Here is an 18,258-nt window from a genome sequence, read left to right on the forward strand (position 1 = left end):
ATTTTTAAATTTTAATACTACAAATAAGATGGAAGACATCAAGAAATTAGTCGAAGAAACTTGGGAAGACAGATCGAAATTGACTCAACCAGAGGTCATCAAAGCGATCGAATATGTAATCGAAGAACTAGACAAAGGTCGCTTGAGAACTGCTGAACCAACTGCTGATGGTTGGAAGGTAAATGACTGGGTGAAGAAAGCTGTGATCATGTATTTCCCATTGAGAAAAATGGAGAAAATAGAAGTCGGCCCATTTGAGTTTCACGACAAGATGGCTTTGAAAAAAGACTATGACAAACTAGGTGTAAGGGTAGTGCCTCACGCTGTGGCTAGATATGGAGCTTACATTTCTGCAGGCACTATTTTGATGCCTTCTTATGTCAATATAGGTGCGTATGTAGACGAAGGCACGATGGTTGATACATGGGCGACTGTTGGTAGCTGTGCGCAGATCGGTAAGAACGTGCACTTGAGCGGTGGAGTAGGAATTGGTGGAGTACTAGAGCCTGTGCAGGCTTCTCCAGTGATTATAGAGGATGATGCTTTCATTGGGTCGAGATGTATTGTGGTAGAAGGAGTGAGGGTAGGTAGAGAGGCTGTACTAGGTGCAGGTGTGACATTGACCATGAGTTCTAAGATCATTGACGTGACGGGTGACAAGCCTGTTGAGTACAAAGGAGTCGTGCCTCCACGCTCTGTTGTGATTCCAGGGTCTTATGCTAAAAAATTCCCTGCAGGTGAATACAACGTTCCCTGTGCAATCATCATTGGTACTAGAAAAGAAAGCACCGACAAGAAGACTTCTCTGAACGATGCGTTGAGAGAAAACAATGTCGCTGTATAAACATATATCATGAAGCAATTTTTAAGTATCCTATTATCTCTCTCTTGTCTAGTTAGTTATGCTGCCGAAACAGTGAAATTCAAAGCAGCAGACGGAGTGGAAATAGTAGCGGATTTGCATCTGTCTCATCCCAAATCTGCTCCGATAATCGTGTTCTTTCATCAGGCAGGATGGAGTAGAGGAGAGTACTTAGAAATTGCTCCTACACTCAATCGGTTGGGTTACAATTGTCTAGCCGTAGATTTGCGATCAGGCAATTTGGTCAATGGCATTCGCAACGAAACCAATCAAAACGCCAGAGCCATGATGCGTGAAACCAAATATTCTGATGCCTATCAGGATATAGAAGCTGCCGCAACTTATGCTCAAACTCAAACAACCAACAAAGTGATCATCTGGGGTAGTAGCTATTCTGCAGCATTGGTGTTGAAATATGCGGGAGATTACCCAAGTGCAGTACAAGCCGTATTGGCTTTTTCTCCAGGAGAGTATTTTCAAATCACAGGGCAAGCCTGAAGATTGGATTGCCCAAAGTGCTGCCAACATAGCGTGTCCTGTTTTCATCACTTCTGCTCAGAGTGAAAAGCCAAATTGGGAGAAGATTTATGATGTAATCTCAGTGGCAAACAAGCAATTCTATCTACCAGAAGAAACCTCTGGTAATCATGGATCAAGCGCGCTCTGGGTAAGAAATAATGATCACGAAGGATATTGGACTGCTGTGGTAGAATTTCTCAAGTCCTTGGAGAGTAAGTAAATCAAACACCTGCTTGTCCTTGCTTTGAAAGGGTACATTGGCTATCTCTCAGTGTATAATCAATCGTTTTCAGAGCTGCGAGGTAAGGATTTGGGTATCTAGCCATGAGCTAAACGCTTTAATATCTTCTTTCCACGAGATTGAATCCCGCCACTACCATTTGGAATCATGTCTTCAACAATGATTCTCAATTCGTTTTTCAGATCAGGATAGATATCACAGAGATTGGCCAATACGGACATCGCAAAGACTTGAATGGCAATAGCTGTTTGTCGATTGGTGAGGTAGTCGAAACAATGTTGTACCAGTTGACCATGATGGCTTTCGGGTGTCTCTTGATCTTGCAGCATACGGAGTACATTTCGTTTGACAGCATCGATCGGATTTTTGTCCAACTGGTCGATGCAGCGTGTGATATAGGGGTGAATAGAACCAGGGTAGTGATCCACAAGACAGGTGATCGTCATGGCGGCATTTTGACATAGGCGGTGGTCATCTCCCAAGAAGATATCGATCAAAGTATCAAGACGACTAGGGTCAGTCATCACAAAAGCAGCCACTTCTAGGGACTTTTGTTTACTAACCGGGCCAGATAGTCTGCTGATCAACTCGTTCATCATTCATCAATCTATCTCCAACACTTCCAAGATATCTGCCAGCTCATCATAATCTTTGAATCCTGGTTTTTCTTCGTGACTGCCTAGTAGTCCAATCCCGTAATATGCTGCAGTATCTACAATCTCCCCGATATTATCGGGTGTCAAATCATAGCCTCGTAGGATTTTGATTGATCCGATTTGAGACTTGATATGATCATAGTCTGACTCAGACTCTACCAAAACGAATTTTACTTGAGGGGAGAGTTGATCCAAGAGTCCGGTCTGATCGATATGGCTTTCAGTCAATCTGAATATCACTTTGTAGGACAACTCAGTGAGTTGGTTGGCAACTGCCACTGTATCTACCTGAATGTAGGCTGGATTTTCTGAATCATGTACTGCGTCGATCTGATCCAAAGCCATGCTGCCATACTCCATGACAAAATCAACACCTGCTACCCAACCCATGATTTCATGAGCAGTAGTAGTATCGATGGCATCTTCTTGGTTGCTATCAAGGTTGAACCCAATCATATTCACCCCAAATCCTGCACAATACCGAGCATCACTGAGATTGGACACGTTACCCACCTTTACAAAAGTTTTTAAATTCATATCAATACTGACAATTGGTCAATCAAATAATTTTATACAAAACAAAACCATTCGCTTGAACTATGGCGTAAAATTGCCATGTAATTAATGAAAATATCAACAAGGTTTTTTTAAATAGAATAGAAATGGAAGTAATAGAAATCACAGATCAAGAATTGGATGCACAATTGGCAGCTCATCCTAAAGCCATCATCAAGTACTATGCAGATTGGTGTGGTGCCTGCAAGCTGTTCAATCCTAAGTTCAAGAGATTGGCCAATGACGAGCGCTTCTCAGACGTGGTGTTTTTGAACGTCAATGCAGAAAACAATCCAGAAGCCAGAGGCAAAGCAGGTGTATCTAATCTGCCATCATTCGCTATCGTAGAAGGCGGACAATTCAAAGAAACCATCTTCACCAGCAAAGAAGAAATAGTCGTAGAGCTGCTGGGGAAGTTGAACTAAGACCATCATTCCGCAGTAAAAAGGAGGTTGTTCGGAGCAACCTCCTTCTTCTTTATTATGTTTGTTATATAATTAATATTATGTTAAATAGAATAAATCATGATCCTGTCCTCTTATCATATTCTACTATCTACTGTTGGCTTCTGTTGATGACAGCTTCTGCCAATTGCATATCGGTGGCAAAGACTACCCCGCTTTGGTTCATGAATGTGGTGATTGGATTGTTGAGGTGCAATACCTGACCATCGGTATCACTCAGGTGTAAACCGAGTTCGCCAAAGACACAGGCAGTAGCTGCATAGTCCCAAATGCTGCCGCCACCAGCTTGTACTTTGGGCAATTTGAAATACAAAGCATAGTTGTGAGACGCTACACGACAAGCTTGCAGCGCAGCGCCAGCACCAGCTATGAATCTGATTTCATGTAGAGCGTGTTGGTCTTGGTAGATTTTTAGACCTTGTAAAATAGAATCCATTTCCGCATGTTGCATCATGCCTCGATCCAGCATACACCACAGTACATTAGAATCTGATGTATCATCATCTGTGGTCAGTAAATCGCTCTGTACACCTTGCCCTCTGATTGCTATGACTCGTCTATCCGTCACTGGATCATGAATCACACCAATCATACTTACACCGTCGCGATTCACCAAGGCAATACTCACAGCATAACCCGGTCTTTGCTGGGTGAAAGCAAGTGTGCCATCCAAGGGATCTATGCACCAGAAATATGCTTTGCTTAGCCGCGAACCATCGTCTGGTAGTTCCTCAGTGAGCAAACCCAGATCATATCTCTGCATACTCTCATTCAGGTGTTGCAAAATGATGTTTTGACATTGTAGATCTACCCACGTGACAACCGCAGCTGCATGGCTGTTCATGCCTGCTTTGTGCGTCACAGCTATCTGTTCGGCGCTGTGTCTGCGTATAAAATCCGCTGCCTCTTGTGCTGCCCTTGCTGCGATTTGTGTGAGATGATTTAATTGTTCGGGATTCAAAATCTAAAGTCTAAAACCTAATATCTAAAGTTTAAAATCTAACGTCGAATGTCTGCCATCACTTCGTTTACCATCCGCTGGCTGTAGCGGTGCATTTTGTAGTGTCCTGGACTCCATCCATCCAAAAAGCGATAAAAATCCGCCCAAGCATACTTGTATAGTTCAGACCATTCATGGATCAATCCTTCTGGATTTAGAGTGATTTCGTACCGTTCGAAAGCTGATCTAAGTATTGAAAAATAATAGTTCAAGAGTTCATGTTCTAATATTTCACACTCCGATTCATCCAAGCAACTGCTTAGCAGGTATGCGACATCTTTCATTCCACATCCCCGACCGACATATTGAAAATCCACTGCCGCTACTGCTGTGTGCTGTGATGCAAAACAGAAGTTAGCGAGCTTGGCATCTCCATGCACGAGCGTCTGGTATATTGCGTTTTTGAGTTTTGTGTCGATGGTTTTTGCGGCATTTTTCAGATGTTGGTTTTGCATTGCCAACCATTCATCTGGCCTGGTATCTAGGTGCCAATATGTGCCGATCGACCATAGTTCGCTCGCTGTAGTATCCATGAATTTCGCATGAAAATGTGCCAGCCAACTCAGGCAGCTTTTGATCTCATCGAGCGTAACAGAAGACTTGCGCACAGGAAAACCAGCTGTATCGAGATCTTCCAAAATCATGAGCATCTCCCCCTCTTGTTGCCAGTTGTATATGCCCGTGGGTATGCGGCAAGATGTATCACAGTGCTGAGCCAACCCTGCATACCAATTCATCTCTACTTCATAAGATTTCAACTTTCGTTGGTGAGAGATATCTGTATTCCAGCCCCGAGGGTGTTGGAGCTGGTTTGGCAACTGCACATGTTTGACTACCACGGAGGTGAGCTTCCCTCCTGCCAATTCACAACGGATGATCTCTCCATAGCCACTCCACAAAGATTGTATTCGGCTACTTCGGATCACGGATTGCGCTCCTGTGGATGAGCGTATTTTTTGGATGATTTCAGTGTTCAACAAGGTCGTTGACGGTTTTTGATCGAGGAGCAATTTATAAAATGATGTAGAACCCCTACCCGTTTGCACGGTTTTAATTCATTTGATCAATTATAGTTTTTGTCTATGACCTTAAGAGCAAAGTATCCATTCTTATGTTTGATATAATTTATTAACTACTTTAAAATAAGTAAGTTATGATACTTTATTAAAGTAAAATGTAATTATGGAACATTTGAAATGTTTGGTAAATGGAAGCTTCAGGATGAGAATTTCCTGCTTTATTCAAAGTATTAACTGTATTCTCAATTTTCACGATAAACCTAGATTGATGGACGGAATTTTAATGTATTGGATTTAGTTCGTCGTGTTCTTGTATCTGATCCAAACATGTTTGTTGCCGATAGAACATAAAAAAGGCTACCGTCACTGGTAGCCTTCACTCACTTGTTTATTCGGTAACCTGATATTTATTTTCTTGTCAACCTTGTGCTCACTTCATTTTCGAGCTGGATGCTTGTCTGGATGAGTTTGCTTGATTCAGCATTTAGTCTTTCGATCAATCTCATCATGTCTTCTATTTGGTTCAATTGCTGTACTCTTTTCATAGCTGTATGTGTTTATTTTTTATGTCTTTGTTTTAATCTCATGGCAAACATAAAACATAAACTTTATATATAAGTACTAATTAATAAAGTTTTTTAAAATATTTTTAAAAATAACTACATGTATTGGTGTTAATACATGTAGTTAGTGCTGGTTTTGATCTAGATTTTCTTAAAAATGTTGTTGGTACCTCGTGAGGCAGTTGGTTTAAAATACCTCTCAGAACGGTCTCTAAGGCAAATTTTATCTGGGACGCATGGTGTCAATGTGTGTCAGTTAGTTCTGTGCTAGGCTACAGTTTTTTTGGTAGGTTCAGCACAAAGAAAAAATGGTTGAGAAGGAATAATTTAGATAGGATGGATTGTCTTCTGACACCCTATTTTTGATTGAAAATGAAATCTGCACTAAAATCAACAAAAATGTAAGTGTCTATAAATAAAGTGATTAGCCCCTCTCCCTGTCTCCCCTAGTGTTTATTTTCTAGGAGTTTTATGTCTAAAATCTTGGGAATTGGATGAATAGGTAAGTGTCTACTGGAGGCTATCCCAATCCTGTCTAGTATCGGTATCTATCGAGCCATGCTGGAATGGTATGGTCACTCTAGTTCCTGGGATTTTCGCTAGCCAGATTTTTTAACCTCTTTGTTAGACTTCTATATAGGTTCGCGCAATGGGTATCGGTCTGGAGAGTTGCTGAATCACGGTTAGATTGTAGTGACAATTGTGTAGCATCAATACGGATGTTGAATAACGGTAGAATAATAAGGTTTAGTGTATTCACTCGTGCGGGTTCAATAGCAGGATGTCAATTGTGTATCAAACAAAATGAATGTAAGTTATTTTGAATTAAACAGTATTATATGCTTAAATATTAGACAGTTATGTGTTTGTAAATTGAGCTGCAACACAACGACTGGTTGTCATTCATGCCGTTTTGTAGGTTGTCTCCTTTGAAAGAGGCTGAACGAAATCATGAACATAAAATCTGTATGCATATTTAAATTATTAAATTAAATATTGTATGTTAAAATACTGTAATTCAATAGTTTAAATATAATGGTTCTGGCTATTCTGTTTATCTTATAGGTGGATTTTACATGCAAAATGTAATTATGCCCCTTTTACATCTTGCAGTCAATGCTCGATGAGAATAGCTATGTTGGAACTAGTTATTCTTTTTGAACATTTTTTTCAACTTCTTGAAAACGCCTGTGTTATCCTCTTCTTGTTCATCTTCTCCTTCCAGTTCTTCCTCGTTTTTCTTGTCAAAAAGTTCTTCTTTGGGTTTGTCCTCTTGGTTGAATAATCCTTTGAAAAAGCCTTCTTCTTTGATTCCTTCACAGTCCAAATCTTCTTGCACTTCATCACTTGGCTCATCAAACTGTGCTCTGGTGAGCTTGTTAAAATCTGAATCGGCTACCATCTTTTGATAAAACAACCCAAACAAAGGCAAAGCTGAATTGGCACCTTGGCCGTATTGAGTATCCTTGAAATGCAACCTGGAGTCATCACATCCTACCCAACTCACTGTCAATAGGTCTGGAGACATCCCGACAAACCAACCATCTCTGTTGGATTGCGTGGTACCTGTTTTGCCAGCGATGTCTTGCGTTAGGTTGTATTTCCATCTCAGGCGACTGCCAGTGCCTCCACTTTGGGTGACCGCTTGTAGTAATTGTTGCATTACCTCATAGGTGTATTCACTGATCACTTTTAGCAGTTGCTCGGGAGTTTCTCGCTCATAAACTACCATTCCATCTGCATCTACGATGGATTCAATCATGTAAGGCTCGGTACTGTACCCATTGTTTAGAAAGATACTATAGGCTTGTGCCAACTCTATGACGCTGAGTTCTGCCGTACCCAGTGCCAATGACGGGACTTTGGGAAGGCTGCTTTTGATCCCTGCATTTTTGGCTAGGTCTATGACATTGCCTACCCCTGCTTTTTCCATCAACTTTACCGCTATCGTATTGATAGATTGAGTCAATGCTGCTTGCATGGATATGTATTTGTCATCATACTCTGTAGTACTATTGCTTGGCGTCCAATTGTCAAAATTGGTGTAAGTAATCGTTTTGCCTGAAATGTGGTCACAGGGAGCCACTCCGCGCTCCAAGGCAGCTGCATAGACAAAGGGTTTGAAGGTAGACCCTACTTGTCTCTTGCTTTGATTGATGTGGTCGTATTTATAATGTTCATGATCAATACCTCCAATCCATGATTTGATCGCTCCGGTTTTTGGATCCATGGCTAGAAATCCAGCACTTAGTAGTTTGGCATAGTGCAAAAGACTGTCTTTGGTGCTGGCTTGCACCAAGTCTTCGGAATCTTTCCAGTCAAACCAAGACATACTTCGTTTTTCGTTCAGCTTGTTGATGGCTTCCTCTTTGCTCATGCCATTATTGATCAGTTCTTTATAGGCATTACTTTCTAGGATCAAAGCTTGGATGAATGCTTTGTCCTTGAGCCAAGGAGCTTGATTGCCCCAATTGTTTTCAAAGCTTTTTTGGATACTTGGCATGTGTTGTTTGAGTGCAGCTTCTGCTTTGCGCTGCATGCGCAAATCCAGTGTGGTATAGATTTTTAACCCATCTGTGTATAGGTTGTACTGAGACTCATCTTCCTTATTCGCTGAGGCAAGCATTTGCTTGGCAAGCAACCGGACTTGCTCCAAAAAGTATGGCGCGGTGTCTTCTGAGGTATGTCCTTTGTCGTAGTTGAGTTCAGTGATGTGCTCTTTGATTTGATCGTATTCGCTTTCCTCTAGGTAATCATATTTCACCATCTGAGACAAGACCACATTTCTCCTCTTCAGAGATGCTTCTGGATGCAAGCGTGGATTGTAGGTGTAGGTTGCTTTCAGCGAACCGATGAGTGAGGCAGACTCTTCCAAAGTCAAATCATTGACTTTCTTGTTGTAAAATTTCCTAGATGCGGTTTCGATTCCAAAAGCATTGTCCGGGAATGAAACCGTGTTGAGGTAAAGTGTGACAATCTCTTCTTTGCTGTAGATTTTTTCGAGTCGGGTAGCTGTTATTCCTTCTTTGATTTTGGCTATGGCTAGTCCTAGCTTGCTTAGATTTTCTCTAGGGAAGAGATTCTTAGCCAATTGTTGAGAGATCGTGCTGCCTCCACCAGCAGATCGATTGCCCATGATCAGGGTTTTGATCAATACACGCAACATGCTGCGGTAATCTACCCCGCCATGATCATAAAATCTGGCATCTTCCGTGGCTACCAGTGCTTGTACAAGATGGTCTGGCAAATCATCAAAGTCCACGGAGGTACGATCAAAAAGATAGAATTTGCCAATGATTTCATGTTGACTGTCATAAACAATGGTCGATTGACTGTTGGAGATGTTTTCCAAAGTTTGGCGATTGGGCAATGCTCCCCACATACCTACATATACACTCCCCAAGAATAGTACGATGATAACTAGTACAATTGCTACAAGTCGTATGGCTATTGCTAATAGTACACTTTTAAAATCCCTGTCTTGCTTCTTTTTTGCCATGAAATTACTTTGGTATATTTTTTTGATTCAAGGTAATGAGAGAAACTAAAAAGACCAGTCGTCTGACTGGTCTTTTTAGTTTCTTATATATTTTCTATTGATTATGGCTTAGCCACGATATTCAATTTGATCTTGATGTCATCAGATAGAATCATATCTTGCATGTAGTGTACCCAACTCACTTCATAGTCCTGACGGTTGAATACCAAATCAGCTGTTGCGGTCAAGCCTTCTGGAGTCACTACGAGGGAAGTAATGGTAGCTTTCTCTTCTTTGGTGATTCCTCTGACAGTCAAATCTCCAGTCAATTCACTACCCAATTGTGATTTGATAACGAAAGATGAAGTTGGATAAGTTTCTACTAGGAAGAAATCTCCTGTAGACAAGTGATTTACTAGATCAGATGCAGGATGCTCTTCTGAGTATGAAGCAGAATCCAACGGTTGGATAGTGGTCATGTCGATGACTACTTTACCACCTGTGATGGTATCTCCTTTGGTACTAATCATGCCTTCGGTAATCTCGATGACACCATTGTGTCCATACACGCCTGCTACTTCGCCCGACCAAGCTACTGTAGAGCTGGCAGTATCGACTTTGTAAGTTGCCTCCGTCGCTACGGTTTCAGTTTCAGTTTCAGTTGTTTCTTCTGTTGTCTTTTTTCCGCCACATGCAGCTACTAACAATGCAAGAATGATGGCTAATGATAAATTTGTTCTAATGTTCATGGTAATAGTTTTGAAGTTTTTGCAAAGCTAGTGAATATCTGATCAAAGTATTCATGTGTAGCAACATGTATTTGTTAAGAGGCTAAAGTGTAGATACTTGATCTATGGGTTGTCGATCATGGACTATTCTTGGATCTAGAGCTTAGCATCTATAATCCCATTTCCAATTTAATTCTGGTTTGATTCTCATCATCATAAAACAGCACAGGAGCCATCAGCTTTTTGATGGTGGCATGGAGATGGGTATAGTTAGATTGTGGGATGTGCAGTGGAATTTTATAGAGTCGCTGATCCTTCTTCTCAAAGGGACAAGCAACCTTAGATTGATGAAGAAAAGGGACAAGGGTAGCGTTGCAATTGATGCCAATCCTATCGACTCGGTATGTCTCCAATAGCTCTGTCAGGGTTGTATTGATGTTTTCAAAAAACTCCATCGTAGAGGCCAGTCTCACCCGCGAACCTGCTCTTGACTTACCTTTCTTCTTCAAGTATTTGATCTGACTAAAGCCTTGCTTTTTGCGAGTCATGTAGGCGGAGAATGTTGTATGATAGACATTGTGAGTACCCTCCATGACACAAATAGCAGCGTGACCTGATTCGATGCTCACATAGAGTACCTTGGCCTCAGCAGTCTTTACAGTCAAATCATCTTCTAGGGACATATGCAAAGGTAGACGAATGAAAGCCTCTGTCTCGTGAAGATCATTGTTCAACAACACAACATGCTTTTTGAAATCATATACATATTGAGGGAATTTGCTCTTTACTGTATCAAAAAGCTCTTCCAACGGGACATGGAATAAATTGAGGTTGTTTTGTGGCATCTATCTATGGGGTACTGATCTTCTATGAACTACAAGACAACATGGAGCAACCCACCTTCGTACGTGCCCATTCAGGACGTTTGGCGTACCATTTTTCGTATGATGGCTGCTCGTCGTAGGGTTTGAGGAGCAACTGATACAATTCGTCCACCACTGTATAATCCCCCTTGTTTGCAGCATCAATCGCCAACTGCGCCATATAATTACGCAAGACATACTTAGGGTTGATTGTCTGCATCTTCTGTTGGCGGGCAATACTATCAAAATCTTCCTTTGTGATCCGAGCAACATAGTCCAAATACCAAGTTTGCCATTTCACTTTGTTTTGATTCATGGCTGCCCCATCCATATAACTCGTCTTCTCTACGATCTTCCAAAATGCATCAAAACCCAGATCAATCTGAGTGGATAACTCTCGAAAGAAAATCGTCATATCCAACTCCGTATCAGTCATCAGCTCCGTCAATTGATTGATGAAGTTCTCTTCTACTTGATCTGCATGATACAAGCCCAGTTTGGCAGTCATCATCGCGTGATAGTCACGCATGTAGGCATCCTTGTATCCATCCAATATGGCTTGCAAGGGTTCAACCTCTTCGATGAGTGGATACAATGCATTGGCAAGCTGTACCAAATTCCAGACAGCTATATTAGGCTGATTGCCAAAACGATACCTGCTGTGCTGCGCATCTGTGGTATTGGGTGTCCATCCAGGGTTGTAATCCTCCAACCAACCATAGGGTCCATAATCTATCGTCAGTCCTAAGATAGAAAGGTTGTCAGTGTTCATGACACCATGCACGAACCCTACCCTTTGCCAATGGACAATCATGTTTTTGGTTTTGTCGAGTACTTCCTGAAAAAAAGCAAGATATGTCTCTTTGGAGGGTGATCCCAAATGAGCATAATGATGTGCTATCGTATGATCTACTAATTGCTTGAGTATTTCCTTTTCACCTCTCGCTGCGAAGATTTGAAAATTCCCAAATCGAATAAAAGAAGGTGCAACACGGCAAACAATCGCCCCTTGTTCTTCTGCTGGGTTACCATTGTAGAGCATATCTCTCATCACGAGATCTCCTGTCTTGACTAGTGACAATGCTCGTGTCGTAGGCACTCCTAGATGATGCATAGCTTCACTACACAAATACTCTCTGATCGAAGAGCGTAAGACTGCAAATCCATCTGCCGTCCTAGAATATGGTGTGGGTCCTGCTCCCTTCAACTGTAACTGCATCGGCTGACCCTGGACCAATACATCAGCAATATTGATCGCTCTACCATCTCCCAACTGTCCAGCCCAATGACCAAACTGATGTCCACCGTAGCACATGGCATATGGTTGAAAACCTTGGTATCTCTTGGTGCCGCTCATCACTTTCAGGAGTTCCTCAGAATCGCTGATCCCTGCCTTCCACTCATCCACCAAGGTCTGTGACAAATGCAACATTTGTGGCTGGGAAGGAGTCTTGGGATCTACCCACGAATAACACACCCCTTCAACCTGTCTAGGATAATTGACCAGATTGGAATCTGCAGGCAGTTCTTCAGTGAAGATAGCATGTATGTCTAATTTTAGTAAATCTTGCATGATTCTGTGCTTTGCTTTTTTACTCATAACACCTTATAAAATAGTAAGTTATGAGTATTTATATATCTATAAACTTGACAACACATTGTTGTGAGTACAGTAGTGCGAAGTTAGGCGGATTTAATACTCTATGGAATGATACTTAGGTCTTTTCTTAGACATACATGTACAGGTACAACTCTCCAACGATGCTCAAATGAGTTATTTGCAGTGTTCGAAACTCTATATTTATTATCCAGAATAATTCTTGGGGAGTTGCTATAGCTAATTATGCATGTCCAATGGTTTGTTCTATCGCTACTACTTCTTGTCAGTAATGAATATTTTCGACTAGATTCGCCAAATTTTGTTCATTGAATTCATTTTTTAGCGAGGATAATTGGATCAACTGGGTTGATGCCATATCAGACAATCACTATGTCGTCATCGACAACATATTACCTCATGCAGTCTTAAATGATCTGAAGGATTGTTTTGACAAACAGAGGGAAGAAGAGCAGCTGCGCAAGGCAGCTATTGGGACTTTAAATCAAAAACACATCGATCCCAGCATCAGAGGAGACAAGATCCTATGGCTGGACAGAGAGGGTGCGCCTGCTCCTATCTTAACCTTTTTTGATCTTGCAGAAGACATTCGTCAAAATCTCAACCGATATTGTTACCTCAGTTTGTCAGGTTACGAATTTCACTTTGCTCACTATCCCGTTGGTACATTTTACAAAAGACATCTGGATCAATTCCAAGGACGCAACAACCGGATGATTTCCATCATTCTCTACCTCAATGAAGAATGGAAACCAGAGTATGGTGGAGAGCTAAAAATATATCTTGAAAAGGAAGATGTGACGATCATGCCCACTTTTGGCAGGATGGTTCTTTTCAAAAGTGATGTATTGGAGCATGAGGTACTAGAAACCAAGCATGACAGATACAGTCTTACGGGTTGGATGCTCTACAAGCCTGTAGGATTAGGCTATCTACCGTAAATCAGATCAATCCTAGCCCATTGTCTGTCATATCACGATTAACAGCTGATTGTGCAATTAGTACTAAGTGAGAAGTAAGGTTTAGGTTCTATTCCCTATCATTGTGTATATGACTAGGTTTGCTCCTATATTCATGCTCTTATACTTGTTTTGTTTTGCTCTCCTTGGCAGAGAGCAGCAAGAGTCTGTGATATTCAAAACTTCCATATTTGAGGACTCACTAGGAAAAGAAACACTCGCAAGCGTACAATCACAACCATTCATACCTAGGCAAAATTCAGATCTCATATTTGGGGTGACACGGAGCTGCTATTGGGTCAAATTGGACTTGATACAATTCCCAAAACAATTTGTAGTGGAAATTGACAGGGCACTACTTGATTCGCTCAGTGTGTATTATTTCAACACAGATCAGCAGCTGGTTTCTCATCATTTTGGATTCGAAGTAAATGCTCATGGACAACCTAATGCATTTACTATACCCTATGCACTCATAGACGCTGACGAAATAAAAGACTCAGTGATCTACATCAGAGCCAAAAGTACCTATGCAATGATGTTACCGATGAATATTCAATCTATCCCTTCCTTTTATGCTAGTAGACAACTCAATGACATTTTTGCGATTCTACTAGTTGGCGGTCTATTCGTGATGATGTTGTACAACTTTATTCTTTGGACATCTGTCAAGGATTTTACCTATTTGGTTTATAGCATGGGTATTTTGATCACAGTGATTGTTCAAATCGGCATTCAAGGATATGCGTATCAATTCATACCACAGAGCACAGTGGTGTCTTATTACATCGTGAGTGTGTCTATTGCAATCAATATCATCATCGCTGCCTATTTCTGTTTGGAATTTTTGGGTCGGCAAAACCTAAGTAAATGGATGAAATATGGTCTCTATGCACTAGTTGGTTTGGGACTGACGATATTGTTTTGCGAAAGCATCGGACTAAAATACCTTGCCAAAGACATCATCGTACTGACTACCAGCCTTGGCTCGGTTCTAGTTCTTTGTATCAGCACTGTACTCATGATCAAAAGGGTACCTCTAGCCAAGTACTTTCAGATTGCTTGGACAATATATTTAATGGGTATCATCATCTACAGTCTAAGATCTGAAGGATACATAGAAAACAACTTCTTTACTGCCAATTTTGCTTTTATCGGAAAATTTATTGACGTCTGCTTGATGTCTTTTGCGCTAGGATACAAATACAATACGGTCAAGAGAGAAAATGACGAACTGCAAAATCAACTCACGAAAGAGCTCGAAATGCTGGTAGAACGAAGGACACTTGCACTCAATCAAACACTTCAAGAAAAAGAAATATTACTCAAAGAGATTCACCATCGAGTAAAAAACAACCTGCAAGTGATCTCCAGTTTACTTAATATACAATCTCGAAACACACAAAATCAAGAAGCCAAAGATGCCATGCGAGGTGGACAGAGTCGCATCAAGTCCATGGCACTGATCCATCAGAAACTATACACCAGTGACAACCTAAGTGAAATAAAAATGGATGAATACACCATACAACTATGTAATCATCTATTCAGAACCTATGAGCCTGGCGATCATATTCATAATCGGATTGAAATGAACCAAATTTGCCTAGATCTAGAATCTACAATACCTATCGGTTTGATTATCACAGAGTTGGTCATGAACTCCTACAAGTATGCATTCAAAGGAAAATCATCAGGTGAGGTTTTGATTCAACTCAATAGAATAAACGACAAGATATTGGAGTTAGTAATTGCAGATGATGGCATTGGGATGCCCTCATTTGATATACAACAGATCGAGTCTCTGGGACTCAGCTTGGTTCATACCCTTGTAGAGCAGATGGATGGGGAGCTTGATATCAGGCATGATCATGGCACACATTTTAGAATTATCTTTGATCCCAAAATAGTACAAGCATGAGTGAGTTGAGAGTGTTGATTGTTGAAGATGAATTGATTATAGCAAGAGATCTACAAGACATCCTCAAATCCCAAGGTCATCAAGTTATAGGTATAGCACGCACCGCTCAAAAGGCTTTGGAGATACTGAAACAGGAAACGCCTGACCTGATTCTACTGGATATATATATCAAAGGAGAACAAGATGGCATCTGGGTTGCAAAATACCTCAATGATCACTACGAAATTCCATTTCTATTTATCACATCTCATAGTGATCCGAGCACATTAGAAGAGGCCATGCAGACACAACCTTGTGGCTATTTACTCAAACCATTTGAAGAAGATGATGTCAAAGTTTCTGTTCAAATGGCAGTGACAATACATCAAAATCGACTGCAAGAAATAAAAAATACTCATTCGTCAGAAGAGGGGATTATCAAAGACAGCATATTTATCAAGGACAAGAACCTGTTCAAGAAAATACCTCTAAAAGAAATATATTACATACAAGCGGACTCTAATTATTCTCTGGTTCAAACCAAAGATCGTGTCTATACGCTCAGAGTAACTCTCAAAGACGTGGAAGAAAAACTACCTGTCGAACATTTCGAGCGAGTACATAAATCCTATGTGGTCAACCTGGCCCATATTGACGCAATCAATTCAGCTTATATAGTTGTCAATGGACAAGAAATACCCATCTCTCGCGAGGTTCAAACTCAACTGATCAACCGAATCAATAAAATATAACACTACAAAAATCTGCAGTTCATATACAAAATCCGTAGGTTCACTCCAACCGTACGGCAAGATTGAATATCCCTATATAACATTGTTCTAAAACTAATCTTAACCTTAATTAAGACCCACTTTAGAATGAAATACCTAACTATCCAAATTCTCTTCTGGTTAATCCTCACTACATGTACCTTGGGATGTATTCAAGAAGCGGTAGATGATATATTTACTCCAGTAGTCACGACCGCTAGTGTCTCGAACGTGATGAGTAGATCAGCAATTATCGGAGGCACGATCTCCTCAGATGGGGGCTCGCCTATCACTACAAGAGGTATAGTGTATTCTACCAGCAAAAAACCGACGATTTCATCTGGATCAAAAATAACATCTGGGAGCGGCGTTGGTACTTTCGAAGTAGAATTATCTGATCTAGAACCAACCACTACCTACTATGCCAGAGCATTTGCTACCAACAGCTCAGAAACTGCCTACGGATCAGAGGAGTCATTCACTACACTTGAAGGAGCCTTTTCTCCCCTAAGTTTCGTTCCTGAAAACGGAGCAACTAATGTCCCAATCGATCAAAGTATAGTTATTACATTCTCTGAAAATTTGGATATCAGTACAGTGACAGATGCCACATTTTTTATCAAGGAATCAAACTCAGCGATAAGACCAGCCTGGGAATTCACCATCAAGGGTAAAGTTGGTACGATTAAAACTACACTCAAAGAAAGTAGAGAGTACGAAATATCGCTTTCTAAGGGAATAAAAAGCACATCAGGCAAAGCACTGGAGCAAAATATAAGCTGGAAATTTACAACAATAGATAAAGAGTCACCGGCTGTAATATCTAGAAGTCCGGGCTTCAATGCAAGCAATGTGAGTGTCTCATCCAACATCGTCTTGGAGTTTTCAGAGAGTATTGCTCCATCATCTGTCAACAGTTCTACCTTCCAAGTTAAGTCTGGTTCAAATACCGTTTCTGGTCAATATACTACTAATGGAAAAACGGTCACATTTAATCCTAGCTCCAACTTGGCAGGCAACCAAACGTTCAATGTCACACTTAATGGAATAGCAGACTTGTCAGGTAATAAATTATCCAACTATAGCTGGTCCTTTACTACCGAATCTACTACCACACTTAGTGTCAACAGCTGGACTCCTGGCTCTGAAAGCAGTCATATAAGTGTTGATGCGAATATCATCATTACATTTTCTGATAATATTGATTCTAAATCTGTATCCAATTCTACCGTATACATTTCGACAGGAGGGGCTAAAGTTGCAGGATCATACAGTACAAGTGGCAAAATAGTCACCTTCACTCCTAGTAATCCTCTTGTGGAGTTTGAAACTACCTATACCTTGACTATCAAATCATCAATCCAAACCACCAACGGGAGTACAATGGCACAAGACTACAGTGGAGAGTTTACGACCATAGTCATGGATCCTGCATTTCTCTATTATATCGTGCCATTTAGCAATGGAGATAAAGTGCTGGACAGTGGTGGTAGTGATAATTATTTCCCTACAGCTGTCAATACCCGCGGTAATTATTCAGGAATGCAATGGAACGCAAAAGCCATAGATACAGACTATTTTACACTTACATCTCGGACAGGTGGAGATAACAAATTTCTGTATTCGTCCGATGGAAGTCAAGTGGCTTTTCTTACAAGTCCCTACAGCTCTAGTAGTTACTATTCAGGACAAAAATGGAAATTTGTTTATTCTGGATATGTGCCACCATCAGGAAATTACAAATGGTACTATATGCAATCGGCACAAGATAACAAATACCTATCTGTCAATTGTAAGGTTTATTCTAGTCCTCTTTTTAATGATGATGCTTGGAGGTTTGAACGGATTCGACGCAAATAGAAACTCTGTTGACCACTTTAGGACAATAAAGAAAGGGTTAGAATCACTCGATTCTAACCCTTTCTTTATTCCATTTTAAAGTCAGAGGGTACATTTTAAATCTGAGAGTTGATAGATATTTAAATCTTATTTGAACTATTCTCAATGTTGTTGTGTTGGACTTTAGGAATTGAGTCTATTTTCTTTAGTTGAGGCTCCTAACC

The 18,258-nt window shown here is 40.7% G+C and carries 16 protein-coding genes; 7 read left to right on the forward strand and 9 right to left on the reverse strand.

Annotation, left to right across the window (positions count from 1 at the left end):
• Positions 1–28 precede the first annotated feature (28 nt).
• A complete protein-coding gene (locus tag N6H18_RS14370; protein ID WP_262308972.1) occupies positions 29–844 on the forward strand; it encodes a 2,3,4,5-tetrahydropyridine-2,6-dicarboxylate N-succinyltransferase in 816 nt (271 codons plus the stop codon).
• A gap of 9 nt (positions 845–853) precedes the next feature.
• Entirely contained in the window at positions 854–1,360 is a 507-nt protein-coding gene (locus N6H18_RS14375; protein ID WP_262308973.1) for an alpha/beta hydrolase, read from the forward strand.
• A gap of 339 nt (positions 1,361–1,699) precedes the next feature.
• On the opposite strand, the gene N6H18_RS14380 is transcribed toward N6H18_RS14375, so the two are convergent.
• Complete coding sequence (locus tag N6H18_RS14380) at positions 1,700–2,221, reverse strand: hypothetical protein (RefSeq protein ID WP_262308974.1); 522 nt, start codon at positions 2,219–2,221, stop codon at positions 1,700–1,702.
• 3 nt (positions 2,222–2,224) lie between these two features.
• On the reverse strand, positions 2,225–2,815 hold the full coding sequence (locus N6H18_RS14385; protein WP_262308975.1) for a beta/alpha barrel domain-containing protein: 591 nt from the start codon (positions 2,813–2,815) through the stop codon (positions 2,225–2,227).
• A gap of 125 nt (positions 2,816–2,940) precedes the next feature.
• Here N6H18_RS14385 and N6H18_RS14390 point away from each other — a divergent pair, with 125 nt between their 5' ends.
• Positions 2,941–3,258 (forward strand): thioredoxin family protein, encoded by a 318-nt coding sequence (locus N6H18_RS14390; RefSeq protein WP_262308976.1) that lies wholly within the window; start codon positions 2,941–2,943, stop codon positions 3,256–3,258.
• A 130-nt stretch (positions 3,259–3,388) separates the two neighbouring features.
• Here the strand turns inward: N6H18_RS14390 and N6H18_RS14395 are convergent, their stop codons facing one another.
• The 7 genes from N6H18_RS14395 to N6H18_RS14425 form a co-directional block, all read right to left on the reverse strand.
• A complete protein-coding gene (locus N6H18_RS14395; protein ID WP_262308977.1) occupies positions 3,389–4,258 on the reverse strand; it encodes a 3'(2'),5'-bisphosphate nucleotidase CysQ family protein in 870 nt (289 codons plus the stop codon).
• Positions 4,259–4,296: 38 nt separating this feature from the next.
• On the reverse strand, positions 4,297–5,343 hold the full coding sequence (locus N6H18_RS14400; RefSeq protein ID WP_262308978.1) for an oxidoreductase family protein: 1,047 nt from the start codon (positions 5,341–5,343) through the stop codon (positions 4,297–4,299).
• A 380-nt stretch (positions 5,344–5,723) separates the two neighbouring features.
• Entirely contained in the window at positions 5,724–5,861 is a 138-nt protein-coding gene (locus tag N6H18_RS14405; protein ID WP_262308979.1) for a hypothetical protein, read from the reverse strand.
• 1,162 nt (positions 5,862–7,023) lie between these two features.
• The gene (locus N6H18_RS14410; protein WP_262308980.1) at positions 7,024–9,378 is read right to left on the reverse strand and encodes a transglycosylase domain-containing protein; all 2,355 of its coding nucleotides are present in this window, start codon (positions 9,376–9,378) and stop codon (positions 7,024–7,026) included.
• Positions 9,379–9,479: 101 nt separating this feature from the next.
• Positions 9,480–10,106, reverse strand: coding sequence for a YceI family protein (locus N6H18_RS14415; protein WP_262308981.1), 627 nt, complete (start codon positions 10,104–10,106; stop codon positions 9,480–9,482).
• Positions 10,107–10,255: 149 nt separating this feature from the next.
• Complete coding sequence (locus tag N6H18_RS14420) at positions 10,256–10,930, reverse strand: hypothetical protein (protein WP_262308982.1); 675 nt, start codon at positions 10,928–10,930, stop codon at positions 10,256–10,258.
• Between the two features lie 22 nt (positions 10,931–10,952).
• Entirely contained in the window at positions 10,953–12,521 is a 1,569-nt protein-coding gene (locus tag N6H18_RS14425; protein WP_456103420.1) for a protein adenylyltransferase SelO, read from the reverse strand.
• A 353-nt stretch (positions 12,522–12,874) separates the two neighbouring features.
• On the opposite strand from N6H18_RS14425, the gene N6H18_RS14430 reads away from it, so the two are divergent.
• The 4 genes from N6H18_RS14430 (at position 12,875) to N6H18_RS14445 (ending at position 18,055) form a co-directional block, all read left to right on the forward strand.
• Positions 12,875–13,507: a 2OG-Fe(II) oxygenase gene (locus tag N6H18_RS14430; RefSeq protein ID WP_262308984.1), complete on the forward strand. Its 633-nt coding sequence runs from the start codon at positions 12,875–12,877 to the stop codon at positions 13,505–13,507.
• A gap of 133 nt (positions 13,508–13,640) precedes the next feature.
• Positions 13,641–15,446 (forward strand): 7TM diverse intracellular signaling domain-containing protein, encoded by a 1,806-nt coding sequence (locus N6H18_RS14435; protein WP_262308985.1) that lies wholly within the window; start codon positions 13,641–13,643, stop codon positions 15,444–15,446.
• Positions 15,443–16,177 carry a LytR/AlgR family response regulator transcription factor gene (locus N6H18_RS14440; RefSeq protein ID WP_262308986.1) on the forward strand — a complete coding sequence of 245 codons (735 nt, stop codon included), beginning with the start codon at positions 15,443–15,445 and terminating at the stop codon, positions 16,175–16,177. Before N6H18_RS14435 ends, N6H18_RS14440 begins: the two co-directional genes overlap by 4 nt.
• 126 nt (positions 16,178–16,303) lie before the next feature.
• Positions 16,304–18,055 (forward strand): Ig-like domain-containing protein, encoded by a 1,752-nt coding sequence (locus tag N6H18_RS14445; protein WP_262308987.1) that lies wholly within the window; start codon positions 16,304–16,306, stop codon positions 18,053–18,055.
• Positions 18,056–18,258 lie beyond the last annotated feature (203 nt).

Source organism: Reichenbachiella agarivorans (genome assembly GCF_025502585.1).
Lineage (GTDB): Bacteria > Bacteroidota > Bacteroidia > Cytophagales > Cyclobacteriaceae > Reichenbachiella > Reichenbachiella agarivorans.